The 21,482-nt window shown below is 69.5% G+C and carries 22 protein-coding genes; 9 read left to right on the forward strand and 13 right to left on the reverse strand.

The window, feature by feature from the left end; genetic code table 11:
• Nucleotides 1–9: 9 nt before the first annotated feature.
• The 4 genes from ACZ48X_RS05190 to ACZ48X_RS05205 form a co-directional block, all read right to left on the reverse strand.
• On the reverse strand, nucleotides 10–834 hold the full coding sequence (locus ACZ48X_RS05190) for a class I SAM-dependent methyltransferase (RefSeq protein WP_336350161.1): 825 nt from the start codon (nucleotides 832–834) through the stop codon (nucleotides 10–12).
• 86 nt (nucleotides 835–920) lie between these two features.
• A complete protein-coding gene (locus ACZ48X_RS05195) occupies nucleotides 921–1,181 on the reverse strand; it encodes a hypothetical protein (protein ID WP_336350160.1) in 261 nt (86 codons plus the stop codon).
• Between the two features lie 110 nt (nucleotides 1,182–1,291).
• Nucleotides 1,292–1,630 carry a hypothetical protein gene (locus ACZ48X_RS05200; RefSeq protein WP_336350159.1) on the reverse strand — a complete coding sequence of 113 codons (339 nt, stop codon included), beginning with the start codon at nucleotides 1,628–1,630 and terminating at the stop codon, nucleotides 1,292–1,294.
• Nucleotides 1,627–4,128, reverse strand: a complete 2,502-nt coding sequence (locus tag ACZ48X_RS05205) for a penicillin acylase family protein (protein ID WP_336350158.1) — start codon at nucleotides 4,126–4,128, stop codon at nucleotides 1,627–1,629. Before ACZ48X_RS05205 ends, ACZ48X_RS05200 begins: the two co-directional genes overlap by 4 nt.
• Nucleotides 4,129–4,281: 153 nt before the next feature.
• Between ACZ48X_RS05205 and ACZ48X_RS05210 the strand changes: the two genes are divergently transcribed.
• Complete coding sequence (locus tag ACZ48X_RS05210; protein WP_336350157.1) at nucleotides 4,282–6,222, forward strand: S9 family peptidase; 1,941 nt, start codon at nucleotides 4,282–4,284, stop codon at nucleotides 6,220–6,222.
• Nucleotides 6,223–6,338: 116 nt separating this feature from the next.
• On the opposite strand, the gene ndk is transcribed toward ACZ48X_RS05210, so the two are convergent.
• From ndk to rpl7ae, 4 genes are read right to left on the reverse strand one after another with little or no spacing between them, the layout of a single operon-like run.
• Nucleotides 6,339–6,803, reverse strand: coding sequence for a nucleoside-diphosphate kinase (ndk, locus tag ACZ48X_RS05215; protein WP_336350156.1), 465 nt, complete (start codon nucleotides 6,801–6,803; stop codon nucleotides 6,339–6,341).
• Nucleotides 6,800–6,997, reverse strand: a complete 198-nt coding sequence (locus tag ACZ48X_RS05220) for a 50S ribosomal protein L24e (protein WP_336350155.1) — start codon at nucleotides 6,995–6,997, stop codon at nucleotides 6,800–6,802. The genes ndk and ACZ48X_RS05220 overlap by 4 nt, the downstream gene beginning before the upstream one ends.
• Nucleotides 6,997–7,221: a 30S ribosomal protein S28e gene (locus ACZ48X_RS05225; protein WP_166036990.1), complete on the reverse strand. Its 225-nt coding sequence runs from the start codon at nucleotides 7,219–7,221 to the stop codon at nucleotides 6,997–6,999. Before ACZ48X_RS05225 ends, ACZ48X_RS05220 begins: the two co-directional genes overlap by 1 nt.
• Before the next feature lie 6 nt (nucleotides 7,222–7,227).
• The gene (gene rpl7ae, locus ACZ48X_RS05230; RefSeq protein ID WP_227131261.1) at nucleotides 7,228–7,587 is read right to left on the reverse strand and encodes a 50S ribosomal protein L7Ae; all 360 of its coding nucleotides are present in this window, start codon (nucleotides 7,585–7,587) and stop codon (nucleotides 7,228–7,230) included.
• 284 nt (nucleotides 7,588–7,871) lie between these two features.
• Here rpl7ae and ACZ48X_RS05235 point away from each other — a divergent pair, with 284 nt between their 5' ends.
• Together ACZ48X_RS05235 and ACZ48X_RS05240 are read left to right on the forward strand one after the other, a co-directional pair.
• Nucleotides 7,872–8,795 (forward strand): hypothetical protein, encoded by a 924-nt coding sequence (locus ACZ48X_RS05235; protein WP_336350154.1) that lies wholly within the window; start codon nucleotides 7,872–7,874, stop codon nucleotides 8,793–8,795.
• 124 nt (nucleotides 8,796–8,919) lie between these two features.
• Entirely contained in the window at nucleotides 8,920–11,742 is a 2,823-nt protein-coding gene (locus ACZ48X_RS05240) for an ATP-dependent helicase (RefSeq protein WP_336350153.1), read from the forward strand.
• A gap of 49 nt (nucleotides 11,743–11,791) precedes the next feature.
• On the opposite strand, the gene ACZ48X_RS05245 is transcribed toward ACZ48X_RS05240, so the two are convergent.
• Nucleotides 11,792–12,049, reverse strand: a complete 258-nt coding sequence (locus tag ACZ48X_RS05245) for a hypothetical protein (RefSeq protein WP_336350152.1) — start codon at nucleotides 12,047–12,049, stop codon at nucleotides 11,792–11,794.
• 92 nt (nucleotides 12,050–12,141) lie between these two features.
• On the opposite strand from ACZ48X_RS05245, the gene ACZ48X_RS05250 reads away from it, so the two are divergent.
• Nucleotides 12,142–13,338: a hypothetical protein gene (locus tag ACZ48X_RS05250; protein WP_336350151.1), complete on the forward strand. Its 1,197-nt coding sequence runs from the start codon at nucleotides 12,142–12,144 to the stop codon at nucleotides 13,336–13,338.
• Nucleotides 13,339–13,351: 13 nt separating this feature from the next.
• Here ACZ48X_RS05250 and ACZ48X_RS05255 read toward each other — a convergent pair whose 3' ends face one another.
• The 3 genes from ACZ48X_RS05255 to ACZ48X_RS05265 all read right to left on the reverse strand — a co-directional run bounded on the left by ACZ48X_RS05255 (nucleotide 13,352) and on the right by ACZ48X_RS05265 (nucleotide 18,066).
• Nucleotides 13,352–14,635: a lactate racemase domain-containing protein gene (locus ACZ48X_RS05255; protein ID WP_336350150.1), complete on the reverse strand. Its 1,284-nt coding sequence runs from the start codon at nucleotides 14,633–14,635 to the stop codon at nucleotides 13,352–13,354.
• A 45-nt stretch (nucleotides 14,636–14,680) separates the two neighbouring features.
• On the reverse strand, nucleotides 14,681–15,202 hold the full coding sequence (locus ACZ48X_RS05260; protein ID WP_336350149.1) for a DUF6789 family protein: 522 nt from the start codon (nucleotides 15,200–15,202) through the stop codon (nucleotides 14,681–14,683).
• A 161-nt stretch (nucleotides 15,203–15,363) separates the two neighbouring features.
• Entirely contained in the window at nucleotides 15,364–18,066 is a 2,703-nt protein-coding gene (locus ACZ48X_RS05265) for an AAA domain-containing protein (RefSeq protein WP_379762525.1), read from the reverse strand.
• Nucleotides 18,067–18,185: 119 nt separating this feature from the next.
• Here ACZ48X_RS05265 and ACZ48X_RS05270 point away from each other — a divergent pair, with 119 nt between their 5' ends.
• The 5 genes from ACZ48X_RS05270 (at nucleotide 18,186) to ACZ48X_RS05290 (ending at nucleotide 20,442) form a co-directional block, all read left to right on the forward strand.
• Nucleotides 18,186–18,710, forward strand: a complete 525-nt coding sequence (locus ACZ48X_RS05270; protein WP_336350147.1) for a hypothetical protein — start codon at nucleotides 18,186–18,188, stop codon at nucleotides 18,708–18,710.
• A 117-nt stretch (nucleotides 18,711–18,827) separates the two neighbouring features.
• On the forward strand, nucleotides 18,828–19,013 hold the full coding sequence (locus tag ACZ48X_RS05275) for a glycine zipper domain-containing protein (RefSeq protein WP_336350146.1): 186 nt from the start codon (nucleotides 18,828–18,830) through the stop codon (nucleotides 19,011–19,013).
• 83 nt (nucleotides 19,014–19,096) lie between these two features.
• Nucleotides 19,097–19,651 carry a hypothetical protein gene (locus tag ACZ48X_RS05280; protein ID WP_336350145.1) on the forward strand — a complete coding sequence of 185 codons (555 nt, stop codon included), beginning with the start codon at nucleotides 19,097–19,099 and terminating at the stop codon, nucleotides 19,649–19,651.
• A gap of 90 nt (nucleotides 19,652–19,741) precedes the next feature.
• Nucleotides 19,742–20,176, forward strand: a complete 435-nt coding sequence (locus ACZ48X_RS05285) for a hypothetical protein (protein WP_336350144.1) — start codon at nucleotides 19,742–19,744, stop codon at nucleotides 20,174–20,176.
• A complete protein-coding gene (locus ACZ48X_RS05290; RefSeq protein ID WP_336350143.1) occupies nucleotides 20,176–20,442 on the forward strand; it encodes a hypothetical protein in 267 nt (88 codons plus the stop codon). Before ACZ48X_RS05285 ends, ACZ48X_RS05290 begins: the two co-directional genes overlap by 1 nt.
• A gap of 48 nt (nucleotides 20,443–20,490) precedes the next feature.
• Here ACZ48X_RS05290 and ACZ48X_RS05295 read toward each other — a convergent pair whose 3' ends face one another.
• Nucleotides 20,491–21,450, reverse strand: a complete 960-nt coding sequence (locus ACZ48X_RS05295; RefSeq protein WP_336350142.1) for a zinc-dependent metalloprotease — start codon at nucleotides 21,448–21,450, stop codon at nucleotides 20,491–20,493.
• Nucleotides 21,451–21,482 lie beyond the last annotated feature (32 nt).

The raw sequence follows: 21,482 nt of genomic DNA on the forward strand, positions 1-21,482 counted from the left end.
CGGAGTCGACTACGCTGGTTTTTCCGCGCGCAGCGAGAACGTGAGTGGTAACTCGACGGGGACGTCGTCGGGGAGCCACCAGCGGCCGTCGTCGTCGCGGTCCATCCCGTCGTACATCGGGAAGTCCGCCCACGCGTGGTCGTGCAGGAACTCGATTTCGAGGCCGGCGTCGCAGAGTGCGGTGACGACGTCGCCCATGGTGTGGACGAACTGGACGGTCTCGGTGTGCTCGAACGACTCCTCGGGGTCGGCGTAGGAGCCGTCTGCGTCGATGCGGATGGGGTCGTCGTGGAAGTACGAGAACCCCCAGTCGCCGAACTGGCAGCCGTCGGCGTCGACGTCGTGGAACGGTTCGGTGAACGGGTGGATGTCCGCGAGGTAGTACGTGCCGCCTGGCGCGAGGTGAGCGGCGACGGTTTCGGCGAGCGCGTCGACGTCGTCGAGCCAGCCGAGGACGCCGAACGTCGTGAAGACGACGTCGAACTCGCGGTCGAGGGCGAGTTCCAGGACGTCGCCTTCGACGAACTCGGCGTTCTCGATGCCGGCCTGGTCGGCGAGGTCGCGCGCCTTCTCGACGGCGGCGGGCGAGAAGTCGACGCCGACGACCGACTGGCACTCCCTGGCCCACGAGAGCGTGTCCAGCCCGAAGTGACACATCGGGTGCAGGAGGGTGGTGTCGGCGTCGACGACGTCCGCGAGCTCTTCGCGCTCCATCGGGTAGAGACTGGAGTCACCCGCGAGGAATCCTTCCACGTCGTAGTAGTCGGTCTCCGGATGGACCGCGACGCGCTCGTCCCAGTTCGCGCGGTTCGTCGCGCGATAGTCCTCTGTCATACCGTCGCTGGCGCACGGGTCGCGCAAGTGTCTTCCCCCAGTATGGGAGTGCGTCTCGCGCCTGCGGGGTCGTGCGGCGTCACCGGTCAGACCAGGTCGACCACGACGGCGAGCGCGAACCCGACGCCCAGTGCGAGCGTCGACCTGACGGCCGGACGGGGCTTCGCGCGGAAGACGCCGGAGAGCGTGGTTCCGAGCGTGATCCCGATCAGGAACTCGCGGAGGGCGCGGACATGGAGTGCGGGAGCGTCGGCGGGTACCAGCGCCACGACCGCCGCGAGCGCGACGAGTCCGACAGCGATGACGAGTCCGTCGCGTCGGACGTCCCGCACCCGTCGCTCGATCATGCTCGCCGAAACGCGATAGTTTCTGATAGGTTTTTCGCTGACGGCCTGAGTCGACGGTCAGCGCAGGCCGCGGGCGAGCGCGCCGAGTTCGGCGGCACTGCAACCGTCGTTCACCGCAGTCCTCTCGCCAACGCGCCGAACGTCGGGAGGCCGAGACTCATCGCGACGGCGACGTCCCGCAGCAGGCCGAACCGAAGGAAGCCGCCGGCGGCGCCGGCGGCGGCGAGGTCGACGAGGAACACGGAGAGCACGACGCCACCGAAGAGGAAGCCGGCGAGGAGGCCGCGCGGGAGCGAGCGCTGCGGGAGCGCAACGAGTGCGCCGCCGGCGACGAGGCCGAGCCAGTGGACGCTCGCGAGCGCGACGCCGACCACCACGGCGAGCGCGGTCAGGCCGACGCGGCGCGGGTTCGACAGCGTCGCGCCGAGTTCCGTCGCGAGGTCCGTCATGCGTCGTCACCTCCGGCGTCGACGCTGTTCCCAGCGTCGTCGTCCGCAGTGAACCGCACGTCCACGCCGCTGGGCGCGTCCAGCCCGAACTCGCGGAACCGCCCGGCGGCCCAGTCGTCGAGCTGGTCCGCGTAGTGCGCGGACAGCGGGTCGCCGTCGTTCCCGCCCGGGAGGACCGCTTCCGCTGGGGGTGCGTCGTCGCCGACGGGGACGACCTGGCGCCACGAGGAGCCGACCATCGATTCCCGCCGGAAGTTGTTCACTGCGGTCGGCGACCCGTCGGTCGGGTACGCGGGATAGTTCAGGAACTCGCGCTCGAAGGGATGCGTGAGCGCGGTGCGGTTGTAGTCGCCGTACGTCTCGTAGCCCTCGTCGTCGATGGCGTCGAGCGCGTCCTGGAGTGCGGCCGCCGCGACCGCGCCGCGGTCCGGGTCGCTCGCGCCCTCGGGCACGAACCACTCGCTGTCCGCGGGGAGCCGCCCGAGCACCCAGTCGTTGGGCGTCCCGACGTCCAGGTCGGCGTTCTCGAACCGGCCCGCGAACGCGCGCTCGCCGAGTTCGCGCGCCCAGAACGCGAACACGAGCGGTTCGCGTCTGTCGGTGGTCATCTCGCCGTCCCACGCCAGCATCGCGTCGAGCTCCTCGCGCGCGTCGCCGGAGACGTCGCCGCGTGCGTCCTCCAGGAGCGGTCGCAGGTGGTCGACGCGCCGGTCGACCGCGTCCAACTGGACGTCCCGGAGGAATTCCGCCGTCATCGGCTCGTCGCTCGCGGCGCGTTCGTCGAGGCGCTCGTAGATGCGCGCGCCGCGGAACGGCGAGGAATACCCCTCCGAGAGGTGCGCCGGCGGGTCGTCGGTGACGCGCTGGTTCGCGGTCGCGAGATACCCCGGGTCGACGCTGTGGGGCATCGCCTCGAAGGGGATGGTGTCCGCGTTCGCCCAGTCCGTCTCGCCGTACGGCTCGAACCCCCGCCACTCGCCCTCCATTGCGGAGCCGTCGAACGGCCGGGTCGCGGGAACGGGGTCACCGTCCGTGCGACGGATGGGGACCCGTCCGGTCGTGTAGTAGAGCGTCCGGCCGTCGCGGTCGGCGTACACGAAGTTCTGCGTCGGCTCGTCGAACTTCCGGAGCGCGTCGAGCACGTCGTCGACGCCCTCCGAGCGCCCGACGTCGTAGATGGACTCGATGGTGCGCGCCGCGGACAGCCCCGTCCACTGGACGCCGACGCGCCCGCTCGTTCCCGGCAGCGAATCGCCGCCGCTGCCGCGGGAGAGCACCGCGCCGTGGACGCTCTTCGCCACTTCGACCGTCTCGTCCTCGCCGTCGGCGACCGGGATGGTCTCCTCGCGCGTCTCGAACTCGCGCCACTCGTCGCCGTACCGGTACTCGCGCCCGTCGTTCCGGGTGTCGTACGTGTAGAAGTCGATGACGTCGTATCCGGCGTTCGTGAACCCCCACGCGCCCGTGTCGTTCCGCCCGATTATCGTGAACGGCACGCCGGGGAACGTGACGCCGCGGACGTCGCGCTCGCCGTCGACGACGACGTGCTGCTCGTACCAGACCGGCGGGACGCGCAGGTCGAGGTGCGGGTCGTTCGCGACCACGGGGTCGCCCGAGTCGGTGTAGTCGCCCGAGACGACCCACGAGTTCGAGCCGACGCCGTCCTCGGACTCGAAGGCCTCCAACCAGGAGACGAGGCCGGGGTCGACGGGGTCGCCCGACCCGGCGCCCGTGGCGGCCCGAGTCGCCGCGCTCGCGGCGGCGGTCTCGCCGCCGGGCGGGTTCGGTTCGCGGTCGCCCGGCCGGAGGATGGGCGCGTCGTGGTTGTCGGCGTCGGGGAGCGGGTAGAGCGTCTCCGCGGTCTCGCGGTCGAAGGCGTCCGCGACCGCGGCACGGCGGAGCGTCGCGAAGCTCCCCGTGAGCCCCCACGAGATCTGTTTCTGGGCGAGGATGGAGTCCACGGGCGTCCACGGGTCCGCGTCGTAATCGAGGAGCTCGAACTCGACGGGGCGGCCGGCGTCCTCGCGGTACGCGTTCACGCCGTCGACGAACGCCTCGCTCGCAGGTGCCGCAGGACCGTCCTTCGCGGCGTCCCACGTCACCTCGGCGGCGCGCGCGAAGTCCATCTGGCGGTTGAACCGGTCGGAGTCGATGGCGACGTCGCCGAACACGGCCGAGAGCTCGCCGCGCATCACGCGCCGGAGGAGGTCCATCTCGAAGAGGCGGTCGCTCGCCTGCACGTACCCGACCGCGTAGTACGCCGCGCGTTCGTCGCTCGCGGTCACGTGCGGGACGCCGTGGTCGTCGTAGCGGACCGTCGCCGGCCCGTACGGCGAGTCGACCTCGCGGTCGACCTCGCGACCGTCGGCGTCCCACGTCGACCCGGACAGCGGTGCGAAGTCCGCGAGGAACTCGCGTGCGTCGGTCAGCGCCATCCCTCCGACGCCGGCGCCCAACACGGCGGACAGCAGCGCGCGACGCGTCGTCTCCGAAACCATGACGTGGACGTGAACAGGCCACGCACAAATAGTTTCACACCCCGGCGAGGGCGTTCCCGAGCAAGCCACCCGTTCGAGGCGACCGCTCGAGGACGGTGGGACTGAAGAATTCTTCTGCAAGTCCTTATGTGGGTGACACGACACGACTGTCGCATGGAGGCGCCAGCAGACACGGACGTCCTCGAAGCACTCGCCAGCCTGCCGACGCTCGCGCACCCGACGGTCTCCCCGGACGGGACCGAGGTCGCGTTCTACTACGACGACACCGGCCGGAACGAACTCCACGTCCTCGACCTGGAGACCGGCGACCGCGAGCAGTGGAGCGACGGCGAGGTCCCGCGGAACGCCCGCTGGTTCGTCGAGTGGGCCGCCGACGGCGACAGCATCTACTTCCACCTCGACGAGAACGGCGACGAACAGAACGACGTCCACCGCATCACGCGCGACGGCGACGTGGAACCCGTCGTCGAGATGGACGGCCAGGTGATGCTCCACGACATCGGCGACGACGGCGAGACCCTCCTCGTCGGGTCCTCCCGCGACGGCCAGATGAACGTCTACCGGCACGACCTCGCGAGCGGCGAGACCACGAAGCTCACCGACTACGACCGCGCCGTCTGGGGGTCGGAGCTCTCCCCCGACGGCGACCGCATCGCGTACTCGACGAACGAGACCGACGACTACGACAACAAGGACGTCTACGTCGCCAGCGTGGCGCAGAGCGCCACGGGCAGTCGGCCAGGGGCCGACGACGACGTCGACGGATCGAACGCCCGGAACCTCGAGATCGGCGACGTCGGCGCGGAAGCCTCACCCGTCGACTGGGGGCCGGACGGCGACCGACTGCTCGTCACCGACAACACCCCTGACCTCGCCCGCGTCGGCGTCTACGACCTCGACACCGACGACGTGACGTGGTACGGTAGCGGCGAGTTCGAGGAAAGCGGCCAGTTCTTCACGGAGGACGGCGAGCGCATCGTCGCGACTCGCGACCGCGACGCCGTCACGATGCCGGTCGTCTACGACGTCGACACCGGCGAGAGCGAGGAGTTCGACCTCCCCGACGGCGTCGCCGGCTTCGGGATGGCGGGCGACGCCAGCATCGCCGCGGACCGCGTGACCGTCACGCACACCACTCCGACGACGCGGTCGGAACTGCTCGCGTACGACCTCGACAGCGGCGAGACGGAGACGCTCGTCGAACCAGAGTACGGCCCGTTCGAGCCCGACGACTTCGCGGACGCCGAGTACCTCACCGTCGAATCCGACGGCATCCCCGAAACCACCCAGGAGGCGGTCCCCCACGACCCCTACGAGACCTTCGACATCGGCGCGCTCCTCTACGACTCCGGCGAACGCCCGTCGCCGCTCATCGTCAACCCCCACGGCGGCCCCCGACATCGCGACACCAAATCGTTCGACCTCTACACGCAAGTCCTGGCGTCGATGGGCTTCTCGGTACTGAAGGTGAATTACCGCGGGAGCACGGGCCGCGGCCGCGAGTTCGTCGAGGAACTCATCGACGACTGGGGCGGCGCCGAACAGGGCGACGTCGCGACCGCCGCCGAGCACGTCCTCGACGAACGCGACTGGCTCGACGACGACCACGTCGTCGTCTTCGGCGGGAGCTACGGCGGCTACAGCGCGTACTGGCAGGCCGTCCAGTACCCCGACCTCTACGACGCCAGCGTCGCCTGGATCGGACTCACCGACCTCGAGGACATGTACGAGAACACGATGCCGCACTTCAAGACCGAACTCATGGAGAAGTACCTCGGCACGCCCGAGGACAACCCCGCCCTCTACCGCGAACGCTCCCCGGTCGAGTACGTCGAGAACGTCGACGCCCCGATGTTCCTCGTCCACGGCGTCAACGACCGCCGCGTCCCCGTCTCCCAGGCACGCATCTTCCGGGACGCCCTCGACGACGCCGGCTACGACGCGGGCGAGGACGGCGACTACGAGTACGAGGAACTCGGCGAGGAAGGCCACGCCTCCAGCGACCAGGACCAGAAACTCCGGATGTTCCGCCTCCTCGAGGACTTCCTCGACCGCCGCATCGGCACGCGCGTCGACGCCCCCGCAGACGACTGACACCGAACGCGCGACCGCCACCACACCCGTCCCTACCGAATCAACTCGCAGAGACAGCGACCACACCCGTCGCTATCGGGTCGTGGAATCGAGTGAGAAGCGCGCGAACCGGCTGGTTACTCGTACAGCCAGGTCTCGTCGTGTCCCTCGTAGGACACGAGGTCGTCGTCGTCGAAGTGGATCGAGATCTCGCGCTCGTTCGCGCCCTCGTCCTCGTGGTCCGCCGCGTGCACGACGTTCCGACCGAGGTCGAGCGCGTAGTCACCGCGGATGGTGCCCGCGTCCGCTTCGAGCGGGTCCGTCGCACCGATCATCTGTCGGACCTGCCGCGTCGCGTCCTCGCCCTCCCACACCATCGGGACGACCGGACCCGACGTGATGAAGTCGACGAGGTCGTCGAAGAACGGCTTGTCCGTGTGCTCGGCGTAGTGCTCGTGGGCCGTCTCCTCGTCGAGCACCTCGACCTTCATGCCGACGAGCTTCAGGCCGCGGTCCTCGAGACGCGAGATGACGGTGCCGACGAGCCCGCGCGCGAACGCGTCGGGCTTGACCATCACGAACGTCCGCTCGCGGTCGGTCATTCCTCGGACACCTCTTTGTTCGCGCGACCCTCGTCCGTCCACTCCAGGTCGCGGGGTTCGCGGCCGAGGTCGGCGTTCTTCTCGCACTTCGCGCTACAGTAGTGAATCGTCGTACCGTCCGTGCGAACGAACATCGTCCCGGTACCGGGCTCGATGTCGTCCCCACAGTAGTCACAGGCTCGAGTCTGGGGCATTATTGGCCTCCGATGGAGTCGGCCTCGCGGGCGGTCTCTCGCAACTGGAGAACGTCGCCCTCGCGGACCGGACCGAGGCAGTTTCGCGTGATGATGCGACCCTGATTCTCGCCTTCGCGGATGCGGCACTTGACCTGCATGGCTTCACCGTGCATGCCGGTCTTGCCGACGATCTCGATAACTTCCGCGGGCGTGGAGCCGCTCTCTGTTTCTTCTGCGCTCATGGCCTATCAGAGGTCCTCGAGCTTCGAGGCGATGTCGTCGACCTGATCCGAGGCGTCGCCGGCGTCGACGACGGCTGCGGCAGCGCTGCCGACCTCGAGGCCGGCGGCGTGCCCGACGTCGTCCTGGGTCTCCACGAACACGACCGGGATACCCTTCTCGTCGGCGAGCTCGGGGAGGTGCATGACGATCTCCTCGGGCTGGACGTCCTCGGCCACGTACACGATGGAGGCGTTCCCTCGCTCGACGGCCTTGGTCGTCTCGTTCGTTCCTTTCTTTACGCTACCTGTGTCTCGTGCGACCTCGAGCGCCTCGAGGGCGTCGTCTTGGAGGTCGGCTGGGACTTCTTTGTTGACGTAAACTGGCATGGTTGTTCACCTTGTCTACGCGTGGGCTCGCGCTCCCCTGCCGTTCGCGGACCGGGTGTCCGCTTGGGCCGACCGGCTGGGTGCGGGACGGCCCTCGTCCTGTGGGGCTAGGAGCATCATCAACCCCGCGTAGGGTGTACCTGGTGAGTTGCTGGGCCCACCTTATAAGCATGTTCAATCCAGTCCTGGGGTGGGTCGGGATGGCATGCGATGGACGCGTCGGACCGGCACATCGATACTATCAGAAAAACAAGTATTTATGCGTTCGTGTTCGAACCTCTCGTATGGAAGAGACGACGCGGCGCGACGTCCTGCGTTCGACGGCAGCGCTCGGTGCAGCGATGGCGACCACCGCGACCGCGGGGTGCGCCAGCATCGGCGGGATCGGTTCGGGGAGCGGCGGCGACGGCGGCGGCGGCGAGTACCGGTCGACCGTCGCACACCCCGGCTGGTTCGACGTCGACGCGTCGGCGGCAGCCCCCGACGGGTACCGGCTCAAAACCGTGCGGACGTGGAATCACGCGGCGTTCAGGGACCTCGAGGGCGACCTCCCGGAGTGGATCCGCGACGCCGCGGGGCTTCGCATCCCCGGGCTCGACGTCCCCATCCACCGGCAGACGTTCACCCTCATGCCCGGCAGCGTGAGGGTCAGCACGTTCGCGGACGCGGACGAGTTGGCCGACGCCGCCTCGGAGAGCGACGCGTACGCGCCAGTCGACGGCGTCGAGGGGTTCTACGGGCACGCGGACGAGAACGGCGTGACGGTCGTCGGCGACGGCGTCGCCGCGAACGTGGACCGGTACGGTGGCGACGAGTCGTCGCCGGTCGAGGACGTCGCCGCCCACGCCGAGATGCTCGCCGCCAGCGAGGAGGCCGCGCTCGAGACGAGCACCACGGCGCTCTCGCGCGCGGACCGGCTGGTGGACGCGCTCGGCGAGCAGACCATCGCGCGACTCTGGCCGCGCCGCACCAACCTCGAGATCGGACTGAAGGCGGTCGGCGAGGGGTTCACGGTCGGTGCGGACCGGACCGAGCATCGGGCGGTCGGGCTCGGCGACGACCTCGACCCGGACACGTTCAAGGAGCGCCGGTTCGCCTATCGCGACTACGAGCCCTACGACGACGTCGCCGTCAGCGCCGGCGACGGGCGAGTCGTCCTCGAGGCGTCGGTGCCGACGAGCGAGTTCGACCTGTTCTCGCGGTACTGACCCCGTCAGTTCGCCGCAGCCGTGGCGTCGGCGTCGAACCAGCTCGGGTGCGCAACCGTCGCTCGCAGCCCAGCGCCGCCGTCGTCATCACGTTCTTGTACGTGTGGCCCCGACCCCCGCATCAATGGACGCGTTCGACCTGCTGGAGTCCGAGGCCGGCGTCGACGTCGACGCGAGCGACGTGGACGACGCGGACGTCCTTGAGTCGCTGTCGCCGTCGGTCCGGCAGTGGTGGGTCGAGCAGTTCGGCGAGTTCGTCCCGGAGAATGGCGGGTTCTTCACGCCCCCACAGAAGGAGGCGATTCCGCTCGTCTCCGAGGGCGAGAACGCGCTGGTGTGCGCGCCGACGGGGAGCGGGAAGACGCTCGCGTCGTTCACGGCCATCATCGACGCGCTGTTCGAGCGCGAACGCGAGCACGAGGACGGCCTGGATAACTCGGTGTACTGCCTGTACGTGTCGCCGCTGAAGTCGCTCGCGAACGACATCCACCGGAACCTGACGGAGCCACTGGAGGGCATCACGGACATCGCCGAGGACCGCGGGGAGGACGTCGGCGAGATACGGCACGCGATACGGCACGGGGACACGAGCGACGCGGACCGCCAGAAGATGCTGCGGGAGACGCCTCACATCTTGAACACGACGCCGGAGACGCTCGCGATACTCCTGAACTCGCCGAAGTTCCGCGAGAAGCTGCGGACGGTGGAGTACGTCGTCGTCGACGAGATCCACTCGCTCGCCGAGAGCAAGCGCGGGACGCATCTCTCGGTGAGTCTGGAGCGACTGGAGGCGCTCGCGAACGGGTCGCCGACGCGCATCGGGTGCTCGGCGACCATCGAGCCCCTGAGTCAGATGGCGAAGTTCCTCGTCGGGTACGAGCCCATGGACGGGCACGATGACGACAGCGACGAGGACGGCGAGTCAGCGACCGGGTCGGGGAGTGCGATGACGGGCGAGCGCGAGCCCCGCGACTACGAGATCGTGGACGCGCGGTTCGCTCGCGAGTTCGACCTCCAACTGGAGTGTCCGACCGACGACCTCGTGCACACGCCGCGGGACGTCGTCACCGGCGAGTTCTACGACTCGCTCCACGAGCACGTGCAGGGGGCGACGAACACGCTCGTGTTCACGAACACGCGCTCGGGCGCCGAACGCGTCCTTCACAACCTCCGCGACAGGTACGACGCGTACGACGAGGCGAACTCGGCGTGCCACCACGGCAGCCTCTCGAAGGACGTCCGCCAGGACGTCGAGCGGAAGTTGAAGGACGGCGAGTTGGACGTCGTGACGTCGTCGACGAGCCTGGAGCTCGGTATCGACATGCCGCACGTCGACCTCGTGGTCCAGGTCGGGAGTCCGAAGTCGGTCGCGGCGATGCTCCAGCGCGTCGGTCGCGCCGGGCACAGGGTCGGTGAGACCGTCACGGGCCGCGTGGTGGCGCTCGACCGCGACGAGCTCGTCGAGTGCGCGGTGATGGTGAAGAAGGCGACCGAGGGGTTCGTGGACTCGGTGAACGTCCCGGAGCGCTGCCAGGACGTCGCCGCCCAGCACGTCTACGGGATGGCGATCGCGGAGATACGGCCGGAGGCCGACGTGAAGCGAATCCTCCGGAGCGCGTACCCCTACCGGCACTACGGCGACGACGACTGGGAACAGCTCGTGCGGTACCTCACGGCGGACTACGAGGGCCTGGAGGACAAGAACGTGTACGCGAAGGTGTGGCGCGACGGGAACGACGAACCCGGTGGCGAGTATCACTACGACGAGTACGAGCCGGGGGAGGTCCTGATGGGGAAGCGCGGGCGGCTGGCGCGGGTCATCTACATGACGAACGTCGGGACGATCCCGGACTCGTTCGCGTGCGACGTCTTCACGCGCAGCGGCGACGAGTGGGTGGGCCAGCTCGACGAGTCCTACCTCGACACGCTGGAGCCGGGTGACGTGTTCGTGCTCGGCGGGTCGAACTTCGAGTACAAGTACCGGCGCGGGTCGAAGGTGTACGTGGATCGAACGACTGCCTCCCCAACGGTGCCGTCGTGGTTCAGCGAGCGCCTGCCGCTCGCGTACGACCTCGGCTGCGAGGTGCTCGCGTTCCAGGAGACGCTCCTCGAGAAGTACGAGCGCGGCGGGACGCCCGCGGTCCGGCACTGGTTGCGCGAGATGCCGATAGACGAGCACGCGGTGCGCGCACTCAGTCGGATGTACGACGAGCAGGTGCGGTACGCGGGCGCGGAGAGCGTGAGCACGCCGAGTCGGCTCGCTATCGAGGAGGCCCGTGACCGGGACGCGTACGAACGCCACTACTACGTGCACTCGAACTACGGCCGGCGGTTCAACGACGGGCTCTCCAGGCTCCTGGCGTACCGAATCGCGCAGGAGGCGAACGCGAACGTCACGGTCGCGGTGGCGGACGACGGGTTCACGCTGAAGCTCCCGCTGAACCGGAAGGTGGACGTGGTCGGCATCGTCGAGGACCTCGACCCCGACGCGGTCAGGTCGACGCTCCGGGAGGCGGTCCAGGGGACGGACCTCCTCCAGCGGTACTTCCGGATCGATGCGACGCGAGCGCTGATGATACTGAAGCGGTACAAGGGCTACGAGAAGTCCGCGAAGCAACAGCAGGTCGCGAGCGAGATGCTGTTGTCGTTCGCGGAGGACCTGGAGTCGTTCGCGGTCGTCGAGGAGACGTACCGCGAGATCCTCGAGGACAAGTTGCACGTGGACGGCATCGTGGCGTTCGCGCGCGACGTCCAGCAGGGTGACGTCGAGGTGTCGCGGACGCGCGTGGAGTCGCCGTCGCCGCGCGCGTTCGGGTTGGCGACGTTGATGGCGAGCGACGTCGTGCTCGCCGAGGACGAGTCCGCGGTCCTCCAGGAGTTCCACCGGCGCGTCGTCGACGAGATAGAGGGCGACGACGAGGCGGCGGAACCGACGGCTGGCGGGTGAGACGGGCGGTCGTCGCTATCGGTGGCAGGACTACTGACTCGTGGTCGCCTCAGGGCTCGTACTTGGAGCGTCGCTCGCCGAAAGCGCGCTCCTTCAGGTCCCTGCATTCGACGACGAGGTCCGTCCCGTACAATCCGACGAGGGAGATGCTCCCGAGTGCGAGCATGAGGAGTCCGATGCCGAACGCGTACGTTCCGGCGGACGACCCCTCGACGAGACCGAGCCAGACGAAGATGAGGCCGCCGAAGGTCCACGCCAGTGCCGACCCGAGCGAGTGCCACGGTGGTTTCGTGCGGGAGTACGCCATGGGAATCGTGTCAACTCTGGCACGTTAAAGTGTTTCGCCGATGCGCGCTCGGCGGCCCAAGACACTTGTCGCCGGCGAGACGGGCGTCTCGCATGCGACAGCTCTCGCGTCGCCGAGCCCTCCACGCCGCCGGGGCGGTCGCGTCGACGTCGGCACTCGCCGGCTGTACGAACGGCGTCCTCGACTGGGGGGCGGTCGACCCGCCGTCGTTCGCGGCTCGCGTCGTGACCGACGACTGGCTGCAGGCGGCCGGTGTGACGCCGGACCTGGAGCTCCAGCACGCGCGCTACGTGGACCTCGCGTCGCTCAGCGAGCACGTCGACCGGTTCCCGACCCTCCGAGAATGGGTGTCGTCGGTCCCGCTGCTCGACCCGTCGGTCGTCCGCGACGTCGTCGTGACCGTCAGAGCCGACCGGTACGCAGTCGCGCGCCTCCGCGACGAGGGCGCGGCACTGCGAGCCGACGACGTCTGGGAGACGTTCGAGCCGATGGACGCGAACGGGTATCGGAGCCGCGTTCGCGGCGACGACGTCCTCCAGGTGGTCGCCGACGACGTCCTGTTGTCGATGCACGCGAGCGGTGTCGGGGAGTCGACCGTCAGGGAGTCACGCGACCGACTGGAGCGCCGAGCCGTCCGACTGCTCTCGGAGCGCCCGTCGGCGATGGCGACCGAGACGACGGCCGCCGAGCGCATCGCCCTGGTCGCCGAGTTGAGCAACGACCCGACGGTGGCGCGGTTCTCGACGCGGTTCGCGTACCTCCCAGAGGTGGTCGGGAGCGCGGAGGCGTTCGCGGTCGGCGAGCGGACGACGGACCTTCGGGCCATCGCGCTGTTCCCGTCGTCGCCGGACCCGGACGCGTTCCTCCGGACCTGTCGGGAGCGTGCGGCGTTCCAGACGTACGAGGACCTGGAGACCGGTCGGCACGGCGATGCAGCCATCGTCACGGGGTCGACGCCGACGAAGCGCCTCGACTTCCTCGCGTACGGGTGGCCGGCGCCGCGCGCTTCGTTCGACTTCTCGTACGACGAGGGGACGCGGGCGTTGACGACCGTCCACGACGGCGGCGAGTCGTTCCCGGCGGCGCGCGTTCGCCTCCTCGCGGAGGTCGAGGGGGACGACGTGGCGCTCGACGCGCAGTTCGCCGACGCGTACGAGACGGTGACCGCGGGCGACGCCGTGACGGCGACGGTGCCCGCGGACGCGACCGTCGTGGAGGTTCGCTGGCAGGAGGACGAGACGGTCAGGAACCCGACCAACTGGGAGGTGCTCGACACGTACGTCCCGTAGCGTGCCCTGCGCTTCAGCGGTCGCGGACGAGGAGCGTGTTCAGCGCGTCGGGGACGACGAGCACGTCGCTCTCCGATTCGAGTGCGTCCTCGACGCTGTCGGCGGCGTGCATGAGGCAGTCGTCGACGACGTCGGGGTGCTGGCTATTCGTGACGTGGACGGCGTGGTCGCGGAGGACGCGCGCGACGACGAACGCGCGCTGCGCGCCCGGCTCGTAGCCCGCCCTCATCTCGCGGTAGAGCGCGTCCGCGTCGGTGGCGTTCGAGAGCCAGTCGAAGAACCGCTGCTCGCCGGTGCCGTCGCCAGCGCCCTCCGGGAGTTCGGCTGGGACGACGATGCGGCCGCGTCCGGCGTCGGAACCGCGGTCGTTCTCGTCGTCGGCCGCGTCTGTCCTGGGGTCGGCGAGCGGGTTGCGGTCGCCGAGCGCGACGTACGTCGCCGCCCTGCTGGCCTGGTAGAGGTTCGCGTCCTTCGGGGCACCGACGCCCGCGACCACGGCGTCGTACGATTCGTCGTCCGGGATGGGCACGGAGAGCGCGTCGCGTGCGGTCGCGGCGAGGTCGCGGACGACCGCGCGTGGGTCGCCGGCGGCGACGCCGAGGACGCCCTGTGGACCTTTCGTGACGTTCACGCAGAAGTCCGGGCCGGCGAGGTCGCCAGCGCTGTCGAGGAACTCGCGGAAGGGATTGCCGTCGACGCGCCCGAGGCGGACGCCGTCGCGGCCGAGGAGGTCGGGGCCGTGCGTGTACCCGATCTGTGAGTCGCTGCCGGCGCCGACGACGACCGTCTTCGCGCCCCCGGAGAACCCGGCGTACTGGTGGGGTTCGACGACCCCGGTCGCGGCGACGAGGTCCGCGTCGGCGACCGTGCGGTTCAGTTCGATGGGGACGCCGTCGACCTCGCCGACCGCGACGACGTTCTCGGGGTCGTGGTTGGTTGCGAGGTCGGCGTGCTCGCCGAGCATCTCGTCGAGTTCGGCGTCGGTCATCGGGCGGTGGAGGCCGAGGCCGACGACGACCGTCACCTGGTCGCGTGCGACGCCGGTAGCGTCCAGTTCCGCGAGCAGGCCGTCGAGGAGGACGTCGGTGGGGACGGCGCGCGTGCCGTCGGTGACGACGGTAGCGACGTCGTCGTCGGCGCTCGCGCGGTCGCGGAGTCGCGGCCCGTGCGGGTCGGCGAGCGCGTTCTGGGTCGCGGCCGGGACGTCCACGGCGTCCGCACCCGGGGCGCGCGCGACGGTCGCGTCGACGGCGTCGAACGATACCGAGACGGTGCCGTCGCCGAGTGGCAGGTCCATGCGGTCACGGTCGCGGCGAGCGGAGAAAAGCGCGGCGGGCCCGGGTCAGACCGCGAGTTCGGGCGCTTCGTACTGGCCGGTGAGGCGCGCGGAGACGAACCCGAGCACCCAGCCGTACGCGAGGTGGGTGACGATGGAGAACACGACGAAGACGAGGAGGTCGAACCCGGCGTACCGCGTGTAGAACGCGGTGATGAACCCCGTCCAGAGGACGGCGGCGAACACGATGCCCTGCTGGGGGCGGGTGGCACCGGGGAGGTACGCGCCGAGGGTGACGAACAGGAGCGGCCACGCGAACATGCCGGCGCCGAAGAACAGCGCGAGCCCGACCGCGGGCGCGTCCCCGACGCCGGCGAGCTCCGCGAGCGTCCCGAACACGTCGATGCCGGGCGTGAGGGTGGCGTTCACGATGAAGAGCACGCCAGTCATGAGCATCGTGCCGACGATGCCGCCGGCGATGCCACCGGCCGCGCGCTCGAGTTCGTTCGCTTCGGGCGTCGAGAACGCGTCCTCCGCGGCGCCGTCCTCGATCGCCGGCTCCTCGTGTGTCGCGTTATCACTTGCCATAGTAGTGGTTTCTCGCGACACGGTGATAAAAGGACCGCACAGATTCGGGATGCGTCCCGAAAATAAGGAGCGACTGGGCCGCGGGGTCCCGTTTCCGACCACCCGTACCCGACGTCTCGAGTCCCGACGAGCCGGACGACCCCGTCGCGGGCGTCGAGCGGTCAGTCTGGTCCCGCCCAGTCGACCATCCGACCGTACACCGGGTCCGTGCGGAGCGCGTCCGCGTCACCGACGAGGACGAGCGCGCGCTTCGCTCGCGTCAACGCCACGTTCACGCGCCGGTAGTCCTCGAATATCGGCGATTCCAGGTCACCGGAGGCGACGAACGAGACCACGATGACCTCCTTCGAGGAGCCCTGGAAGCGGTCGACGGTGTCCACCGTCACGGATTCGGGGACGCGTCGCGTTATCTCCGCGACCTGCGCCCTGAACGGCGCGATGACGCCCACGTCCCCGGGGGCCACGCCCGCCGCGAGGTACGACGAGACGACGTCGGCGACGCGGTCCGCCTCGACCGCGTCCGTGTTCCGGCCCCCGTCACCCGGGACGTCGAGGAACGTCACGCCGTCACGGAGTTCCTCGGGGAGGTCGTCGAGGTCGACGAGCTGGCGGGGATGCTGGCCGGCGATCTCGCCCGTCGCCGGCCGGAGTTCGCCGTCGTAGAACTCCGCGGACGCGAACGCCTGGATGCGTTGACTCATCCGGTACTGCTTGTCGAGCATCACGCCCGCGTCCGGGTAGCGTTCCACGAGCCGCTGGAACAGCGACTCCTGGAGTTCGTTCTCCGCTCGGACGACGGGCGGGAGCTGTTGGTGGTCGCCGACGAGCACGAACCGCTCCGCGAGGTTCACCGCCGCGAGTGCGTCCGGCTCCGTGAGCTGGCCGGCCTCGTCGACGAGCGCCGCGTCGAAGGACTGCTCGCGCATCACCCGGGAGCCGCAGGTCGCGGTCGTCGCCGCGACGACCTGCGCGTCCTGGAGGCGCGCCGCGCACTCGTCGGGGTCGCCGCGCGTCTCGAGGCGGTAGTCGAGCATGTCGTCGCGGATACCGGACTCGGTGCCAACGCGCACGAAGTCGGTGAACCCCTGTTCTTCGAGCGCTTCGAGCGCGTTGTCGACCGCGCGGTTCGTGAACGCCGACAGCAAGACGCGCTCGCCGCGGGCGACCATCGCCCGCACCGCCTGCCCGATGGTGTACGTCTTCCCCGTTCCGGGCGGCCCATGGACGAGGGCGACGTCCTCCGCCGTGACGGCCTTCCGCACCGCCTCGTCCTGCGCCGCGTTGTTGTCCACGAACGTCTCCGGCTCGGCCTCGGTCATCGACTCGCCGCTCTCGCCGGGGTCGCGCTCGGGGTCGAGCGCCCGCTCGGCGTCGAACTCGGGCTCCCTGCGACCGAACAGGACGTCCTTCCGGTCGGGGTCGCCCTTCAAGAGCGCGTCGTGGAGCGCGACCTGCATCCGCGCGACCGACAGCTCGCTCGGATAGACGTCGAGTCGACACACCTCGACGGGCTCGGCGGCGGAGACGACGACCTCGTCGTCGTCGAGTCGCTCGATGTACGCGAGTTCGGCGTCGCCCTGGACGGGGTCGCCGTCGCTCGCGAGCACGAGGTCGTCCTCGCGGAGCTTCGACACCGCCGGCGAGGTGCGGCGCGCGCGCAGTTCCCAGCGGCCGTCGGCGCGCTCGCGTTTGCGCTCGAACGCGAGGTCGACGAGCGCGCGGTCGTCGTCCGCGCGCTCGGCTGGCGTCTGCTCCCAGAGCTTCGCGTACTCCTTGTGCGTCTCCACGCGCTCCTCCTCGATGGCCCTGTAGGTCTCCTCGTAGTATTCGAGTTCGTCCTCGGGGAGTTTGCGCCCGATCTGCCCCGCCTTCGACTCCTGGTCGAGCCGACCCGCGACGACTCGGCACGTGTCCTGTTCGAAGCAGTACTCGCACACCGCGTCGGCCTCGTAGCCCGTCGGCACCGAGACGTCGTACTCGAACGCCGCGATCGCGTTCCTGGCTCGGACGACGTACTTCATGAGGCCGTCGCCGACCGAGAACTCCTTCGCCGGCGAGAAGTCCCCGGAGAACTCCGACCGGTCGAGCGCCGCGTTCTTCGTGTACAGCAGCGTCGCCGTATCCACCTCCACGCCGCGCTCGCGGAGGAGGAGCGCGTACGACGCGGCCTGTATCTTGTCCTCGAACCGCGGGTCGCGCTTCAGGTTCTTCCCCGTCTTCAGTTCGACCGGCATCCCGTTCCGGACCGCGTCCGCGCGCCCCTTGATGCCGAACGTCTCCGATATCAAGGTCATCTCCGAGCGCCACTCGTCGTCGCCCGAGAGCTTCCCCTGCGAGAGCCACGCGTCGATGGCGCGCGCGTTCTCCGCGACCTCCTCGCGGACCTCGTCGGCGTCCATCCCGAGCAGCCCGAGGTCGAGCCCGGCCTCCTCGACGCGGTCGTCGACGGCGTCGTCGAAGTCCACGCCACGGAGGAGGTCGCCGAACACCTCGTGCACGATCGTCCCCTTGATGACCGGGTACTTCAGGGGCGCACTCGAGAGCTTGTTCAGGTAGTACATCCGCGGGCACTGCACGTACTCGCGGACGTCGGTCACGTCCACGAGGAACTGCGGCTCCAGGACGACGTACGAGTCGCCAGTGGTCGAGTACTGCGTCTCCCCCTGGTACTCGCGCTCCTCGGGGTTCGTCACCCGCACGCGCATCCCGGGCTCGGCCACTTCGGTCGTCTCCGTCCACTTCCCCCAGCACGTCACCTGCTCCTCGCCCGTCGCGGTCTCCACCGTCAGCTCCGCGAGGTCGGACTTGCCGTACTGCGTCGACACCTCCTTGGCGTCGCCGACCGCCGTGATGGTCCCCTCGATCGCGTCGCGGTCCGCGTCAGTCACACTCGAACGCGACGCGAGCGACCCGGTTAGGGATGTCGGTTCCACGGATGTGCGCGGGAGAAGACACTTGTACTGGGGGGGTGAATCCGCAGGGTATGCAACGGCGCGCCCTCCTCGCCACGCTCGCTGCGACGACCACCGCGACCGCCGGGTGCGTCGGCACGCTCGATTCCGCCCAACCGACCGACACCGAGTCATCTACCCCAGCGTCGACCAGCGCGGACACCACGACGGCAACCTGTACCGTCGACGATTCGCTCGGTCTGGTCGACGTCGAAGTCCCCGGGGACCCGACCGAGGCTGCGGCCCGCGACCTCGCCGAGTTCGTCGAGGAGGCGTACGCGCGCGACCGCGCCGAGGCCGACGGCTGGAACGTTCAAGGCGTCGACTACGCGACCGCAGAATCCCAGCCGGCAGACGACGGCGCGTACGCGTCCGTCGAGGTGAGTCTCGACGCGAGCGAGTCCGCCGAACGCGCCGGTGACTCGGAGACGACCGTCCTCGCCGACCTCTACTACGCCGCGTGGTACCACGTCACCGCGACGCGCGTCGAACGCTCGGCCGCCGACGGCGGCGAGGACCCCCCGGACTACGGGTGGGCGACCATCGCGTGCGCGTGACGCGAGTGACCTCGCCGACGGACCTCGCACCGGCGGAGGGGAATCGTCCTGCCACGACGGCCGCGTCTCTCGTCCGTCCGACGATTTACGTCAGCGCGGCGTGAACCTGCCTTGTAGATGAGTGACCAGGTGGAAGACGACGAGGAACTTGACCCACGCGGATTCGCCGTCGGTATCGCTCTCGGTGCAGGGGTCGGGACGGCCATCGGCGTGGCGATGGACGACATCGCGCTCGGACTGGCTATCGGGATGGGGATGGGTATCGCCATCGGGGCCGCGCTGGCACGGGAAGGACTGGACTGAATGGACCCGCGACCGACAGCACCGCCGGTTCCGGAACCGGCCGGACCGACACAATCTTGCCGCCGCGAGCACTACGGCGGCGTATGCGGGTTCGCGACTGGGATGACATCGTCGAGGACGTGGTTGAGTCGAACGTGGACCCGGACGGCTGGCGTGCGGTCGCCGGTGACCGCGCGAACGGCCTCGGGGAGGACCTCTACCTCGGGCATCCCGACAGCGGGATGTACCAGTTGAAGACGTACGCGAAGAACCCCTTCGAGGTGAAGGGCGTCGGGTCGCAGGTCGCCCGGAACCTCGACGACGAGATCGGCGAGTTCCTCCCGACGGAGGGCTCGGGTCGGTTCGCCGTCCAGGGACACAGCGAGGACATCGACGAGGACGAAGCGAAGGAGAAGGCGACCGAGTTGGAGGAGGTCGTGAAAGCGCACGCGGACGCGCCGACGACCCCCGGCGACTTCTTCGACGACGTCATGGAGACGCTCGATTCGCCGGCGTTCGGCCCGATGGAGTACGACCAGTACGACCGCCCGGACGGCCTTGACGAGCTCGCGTCGACGTTCGAGGAAGCCGAAGACGTCCTCAACAAGGAGCTCGACGAGCTCGTGGAGACCGACGAGGTCGACAAGGGCTTCATGTAGGGGTCGGCCGGGGCTCGCGCCCGGGACGCGGTCGCCTCGTGGCCTCCCGGAAGCGAGGGTTTGATACCGATACCAGTCCTGGAGTCGGCTATGAGCGCCGAGGACGCTGTTCTGGACTACTACGAGGCGTTGCGTCGCGGCGAACCGCTCTACCCGTACTTCCGCGAGTCCCCCGACACGTGGAAGGCCGCTATCTCGACGACGTACGACGGGTACGACGCGGTCGCGGAGGCGTTACGCGAGCAGACGCGGACGACGACGGACTGGACGGTGGGAAGCGATGGGCCGTCGGTCGTCGAGCGCGAGGACTGGGCGTCGTTCCACGACGACGTCTCGCTCGCGTGGACGCGAACGCCGGCGGACGACGACCGGGCGGCCGCCCGGAACGACGGCGGGGCGGCGACCCGGGACGAAGACGCGGCGGCCCGCCACGAGTTCGAGACGCGCTGGAGCGGGACGCTCGTCGAGCACGACGACGAGTGGCTGTTCCTGGAACTGCACGTGAGCGCCCCGACCGCAGTCTGATGGTTGGGCCATCGCTCACGGAGTCCGACCGCGTCGCCGGCATGAGTCGCCTCCAGGCGTTCGTCGTCCTGCTCGTCGGCGGGTCGGGCGCACTCGTCGCACTCTACGCGGACGCCGGCGCACTCGTCGTCGCCGGGGGCGCGCTCGGCGGGGGCGCACTCGGCCTCGCGCTCTGGTACTACATGGTCTGGGCGTACCGCGACGGCTCCTCCCGGAACGACCGCGGGAGCGACGACGGCTACGAGAAACGCGACCGATTCAACTGACCGCGACCGCTTCCACTTACTGCGACCGCTTCGACGACGTGCCTTCGCTCAGAGCCCGAGTCGCGAGAGCCACGCGTCCGGGTCGTCGATCTCGTCGTCGGTCGGCAGGTTCTCGGGACCGTCCCAGACGCGGCCGGCGGCGTCGAGACCGCGTGCGTCCGTGACGTGCTCGAAGAACGCCTTCCCGCGCTCGTACTGCTGGCGTTTCAGGCCGAGGCCGAGCAGCCGGCGCGCGAGTTGCGCGAGCGGCCCGCGGCCGCCGCGGCGTTCGTCGACCTTCCGGCGGAGATCCGCGTACTCGTCGTCGAACGCGTGATCCATCAGGAGCTCCGCGTACCCCTCGACGACGGTCATCGCGGCGTTCATCTCCTGGAACTCCTGCGAGGAGATGCCGCCCGCGGAGAGGTCCTGGAGGCCGGACTCGACGCGGTCCTCGAGGTACCCCGAGAGCCACGGGGCGGCGCCGAACTCCGCGGCGTGCGTGACCTCGTGGAACGCGATCCAGCGGCGGAATCGCGGCGTGTCGACGTCGAGGCTGTCGGCGACGCGCTCGATGTTCGGGTGCACGAAGTACAGCGCGTGGTCGGGGTCGTCGTCGCCCGCGAGCAGGAGCGGGTCGTACTGGCCGAGGACGTTCTTCGCGAGGAACGTCAGCATCACCGCCATCGTCCCCGTGTTGACGGTGCGGGCGACGCCGGGGAACGCCGTCATCCCCTCGGCCTCGAGCGGTGCGAGGACGCGCCGGAACGTGTCGACGTTCGCGTCCACCCAGTGGTGGCGGTGCTGTATCTCGATGGTGTCTGGGACGTCGAAGTCGATGCTCGCGACCCTCCGCACGCGGTCGCGGGCGTCGCGGACGTCGGTCGCGTACCCCGTTCGCTGTGCGTCGGTGAGCGCGACGTCGCCGGGGTCGGTCGCTGCCTTCGCCGCGTCGGCGACGGCCGTCCAGTCGATAGCGCCCTCGCCGGACGCGGACGCGACCGCCTGAACGCTCCGAAACAGGTTCATGCCGAAGCCGTAAGGCGTGGAGACGTAAACGC

The organism is Halorubellus litoreus, from assembly GCF_055378595.1.

Bases quoted from the DNA above. Each gene is read 5' to 3' on its own strand.
- ACZ48X_RS05190 (WP_336350161.1), bottom strand. From the start codon at position 834: ATGACAGAGGACTATCGCGCGACGAACCGCGCGAACTGGGACGAGCGC.
- ACZ48X_RS05195 (WP_336350160.1), bottom strand. From the start codon at position 1,181: ATGATCGAGCGACGGGTGCGGGACGTCCGACGCGACGGACTCGTCATC.
- ACZ48X_RS05200 (WP_336350159.1), bottom strand. From the start codon at position 1,630: ATGACGGACCTCGCGACGGAACTCGGCGCGACGCTGTCGAACCCGCGC.
- ACZ48X_RS05205 (WP_336350158.1), bottom strand. From the start codon at position 4,128: ATGGTTTCGGAGACGACGCGTCGCGCGCTGCTGTCCGCCGTGTTGGGC.
- ACZ48X_RS05210 (WP_336350157.1), top strand. From the start codon at position 4,282: ATGGAGGCGCCAGCAGACACGGACGTCCTCGAAGCACTCGCCAGCCTG.
- ndk (WP_336350156.1), bottom strand. From the start codon at position 6,803: ATGACCGACCGCGAGCGGACGTTCGTGATGGTCAAGCCCGACGCGTTC.
- ACZ48X_RS05220 (WP_336350155.1), bottom strand. From the start codon at position 6,997: ATGCCCCAGACTCGAGCCTGTGACTACTGTGGGGACGACATCGAGCCC.
- ACZ48X_RS05225 (WP_166036990.1), bottom strand. From the start codon at position 7,221: ATGAGCGCAGAAGAAACAGAGAGCGGCTCCACGCCCGCGGAAGTTATC.
- rpl7ae (WP_227131261.1), bottom strand. From the start codon at position 7,587: ATGCCAGTTTACGTCAACAAAGAAGTCCCAGCCGACCTCCAAGACGAC.
- ACZ48X_RS05235 (WP_336350154.1), top strand. From the start codon at position 7,872: ATGGAAGAGACGACGCGGCGCGACGTCCTGCGTTCGACGGCAGCGCTC.
- ACZ48X_RS05240 (WP_336350153.1), top strand. From the start codon at position 8,920: ATGGACGCGTTCGACCTGCTGGAGTCCGAGGCCGGCGTCGACGTCGAC.
- ACZ48X_RS05245 (WP_336350152.1), bottom strand. From the start codon at position 12,049: ATGGCGTACTCCCGCACGAAACCACCGTGGCACTCGCTCGGGTCGGCA.
- ACZ48X_RS05250 (WP_336350151.1), top strand. From the start codon at position 12,142: ATGCGACAGCTCTCGCGTCGCCGAGCCCTCCACGCCGCCGGGGCGGTC.
- ACZ48X_RS05255 (WP_336350150.1), bottom strand. From the start codon at position 14,635: ATGGACCTGCCACTCGGCGACGGCACCGTCTCGGTATCGTTCGACGCC.
- ACZ48X_RS05260 (WP_336350149.1), bottom strand. From the start codon at position 15,202: ATGGCAAGTGATAACGCGACACACGAGGAGCCGGCGATCGAGGACGGC.
- ACZ48X_RS05270 (WP_336350147.1), top strand. From the start codon at position 18,186: ATGCAACGGCGCGCCCTCCTCGCCACGCTCGCTGCGACGACCACCGCG.
- ACZ48X_RS05275 (WP_336350146.1), top strand. From the start codon at position 18,828: ATGAGTGACCAGGTGGAAGACGACGAGGAACTTGACCCACGCGGATTC.
- ACZ48X_RS05280 (WP_336350145.1), top strand. From the start codon at position 19,097: ATGCGGGTTCGCGACTGGGATGACATCGTCGAGGACGTGGTTGAGTCG.
- ACZ48X_RS05285 (WP_336350144.1), top strand. From the start codon at position 19,742: ATGAGCGCCGAGGACGCTGTTCTGGACTACTACGAGGCGTTGCGTCGC.
- ACZ48X_RS05290 (WP_336350143.1), top strand. From the start codon at position 20,176: ATGGTTGGGCCATCGCTCACGGAGTCCGACCGCGTCGCCGGCATGAGT.
- ACZ48X_RS05295 (WP_336350142.1), bottom strand. From the start codon at position 21,450: ATGAACCTGTTTCGGAGCGTTCAGGCGGTCGCGTCCGCGTCCGGCGAG.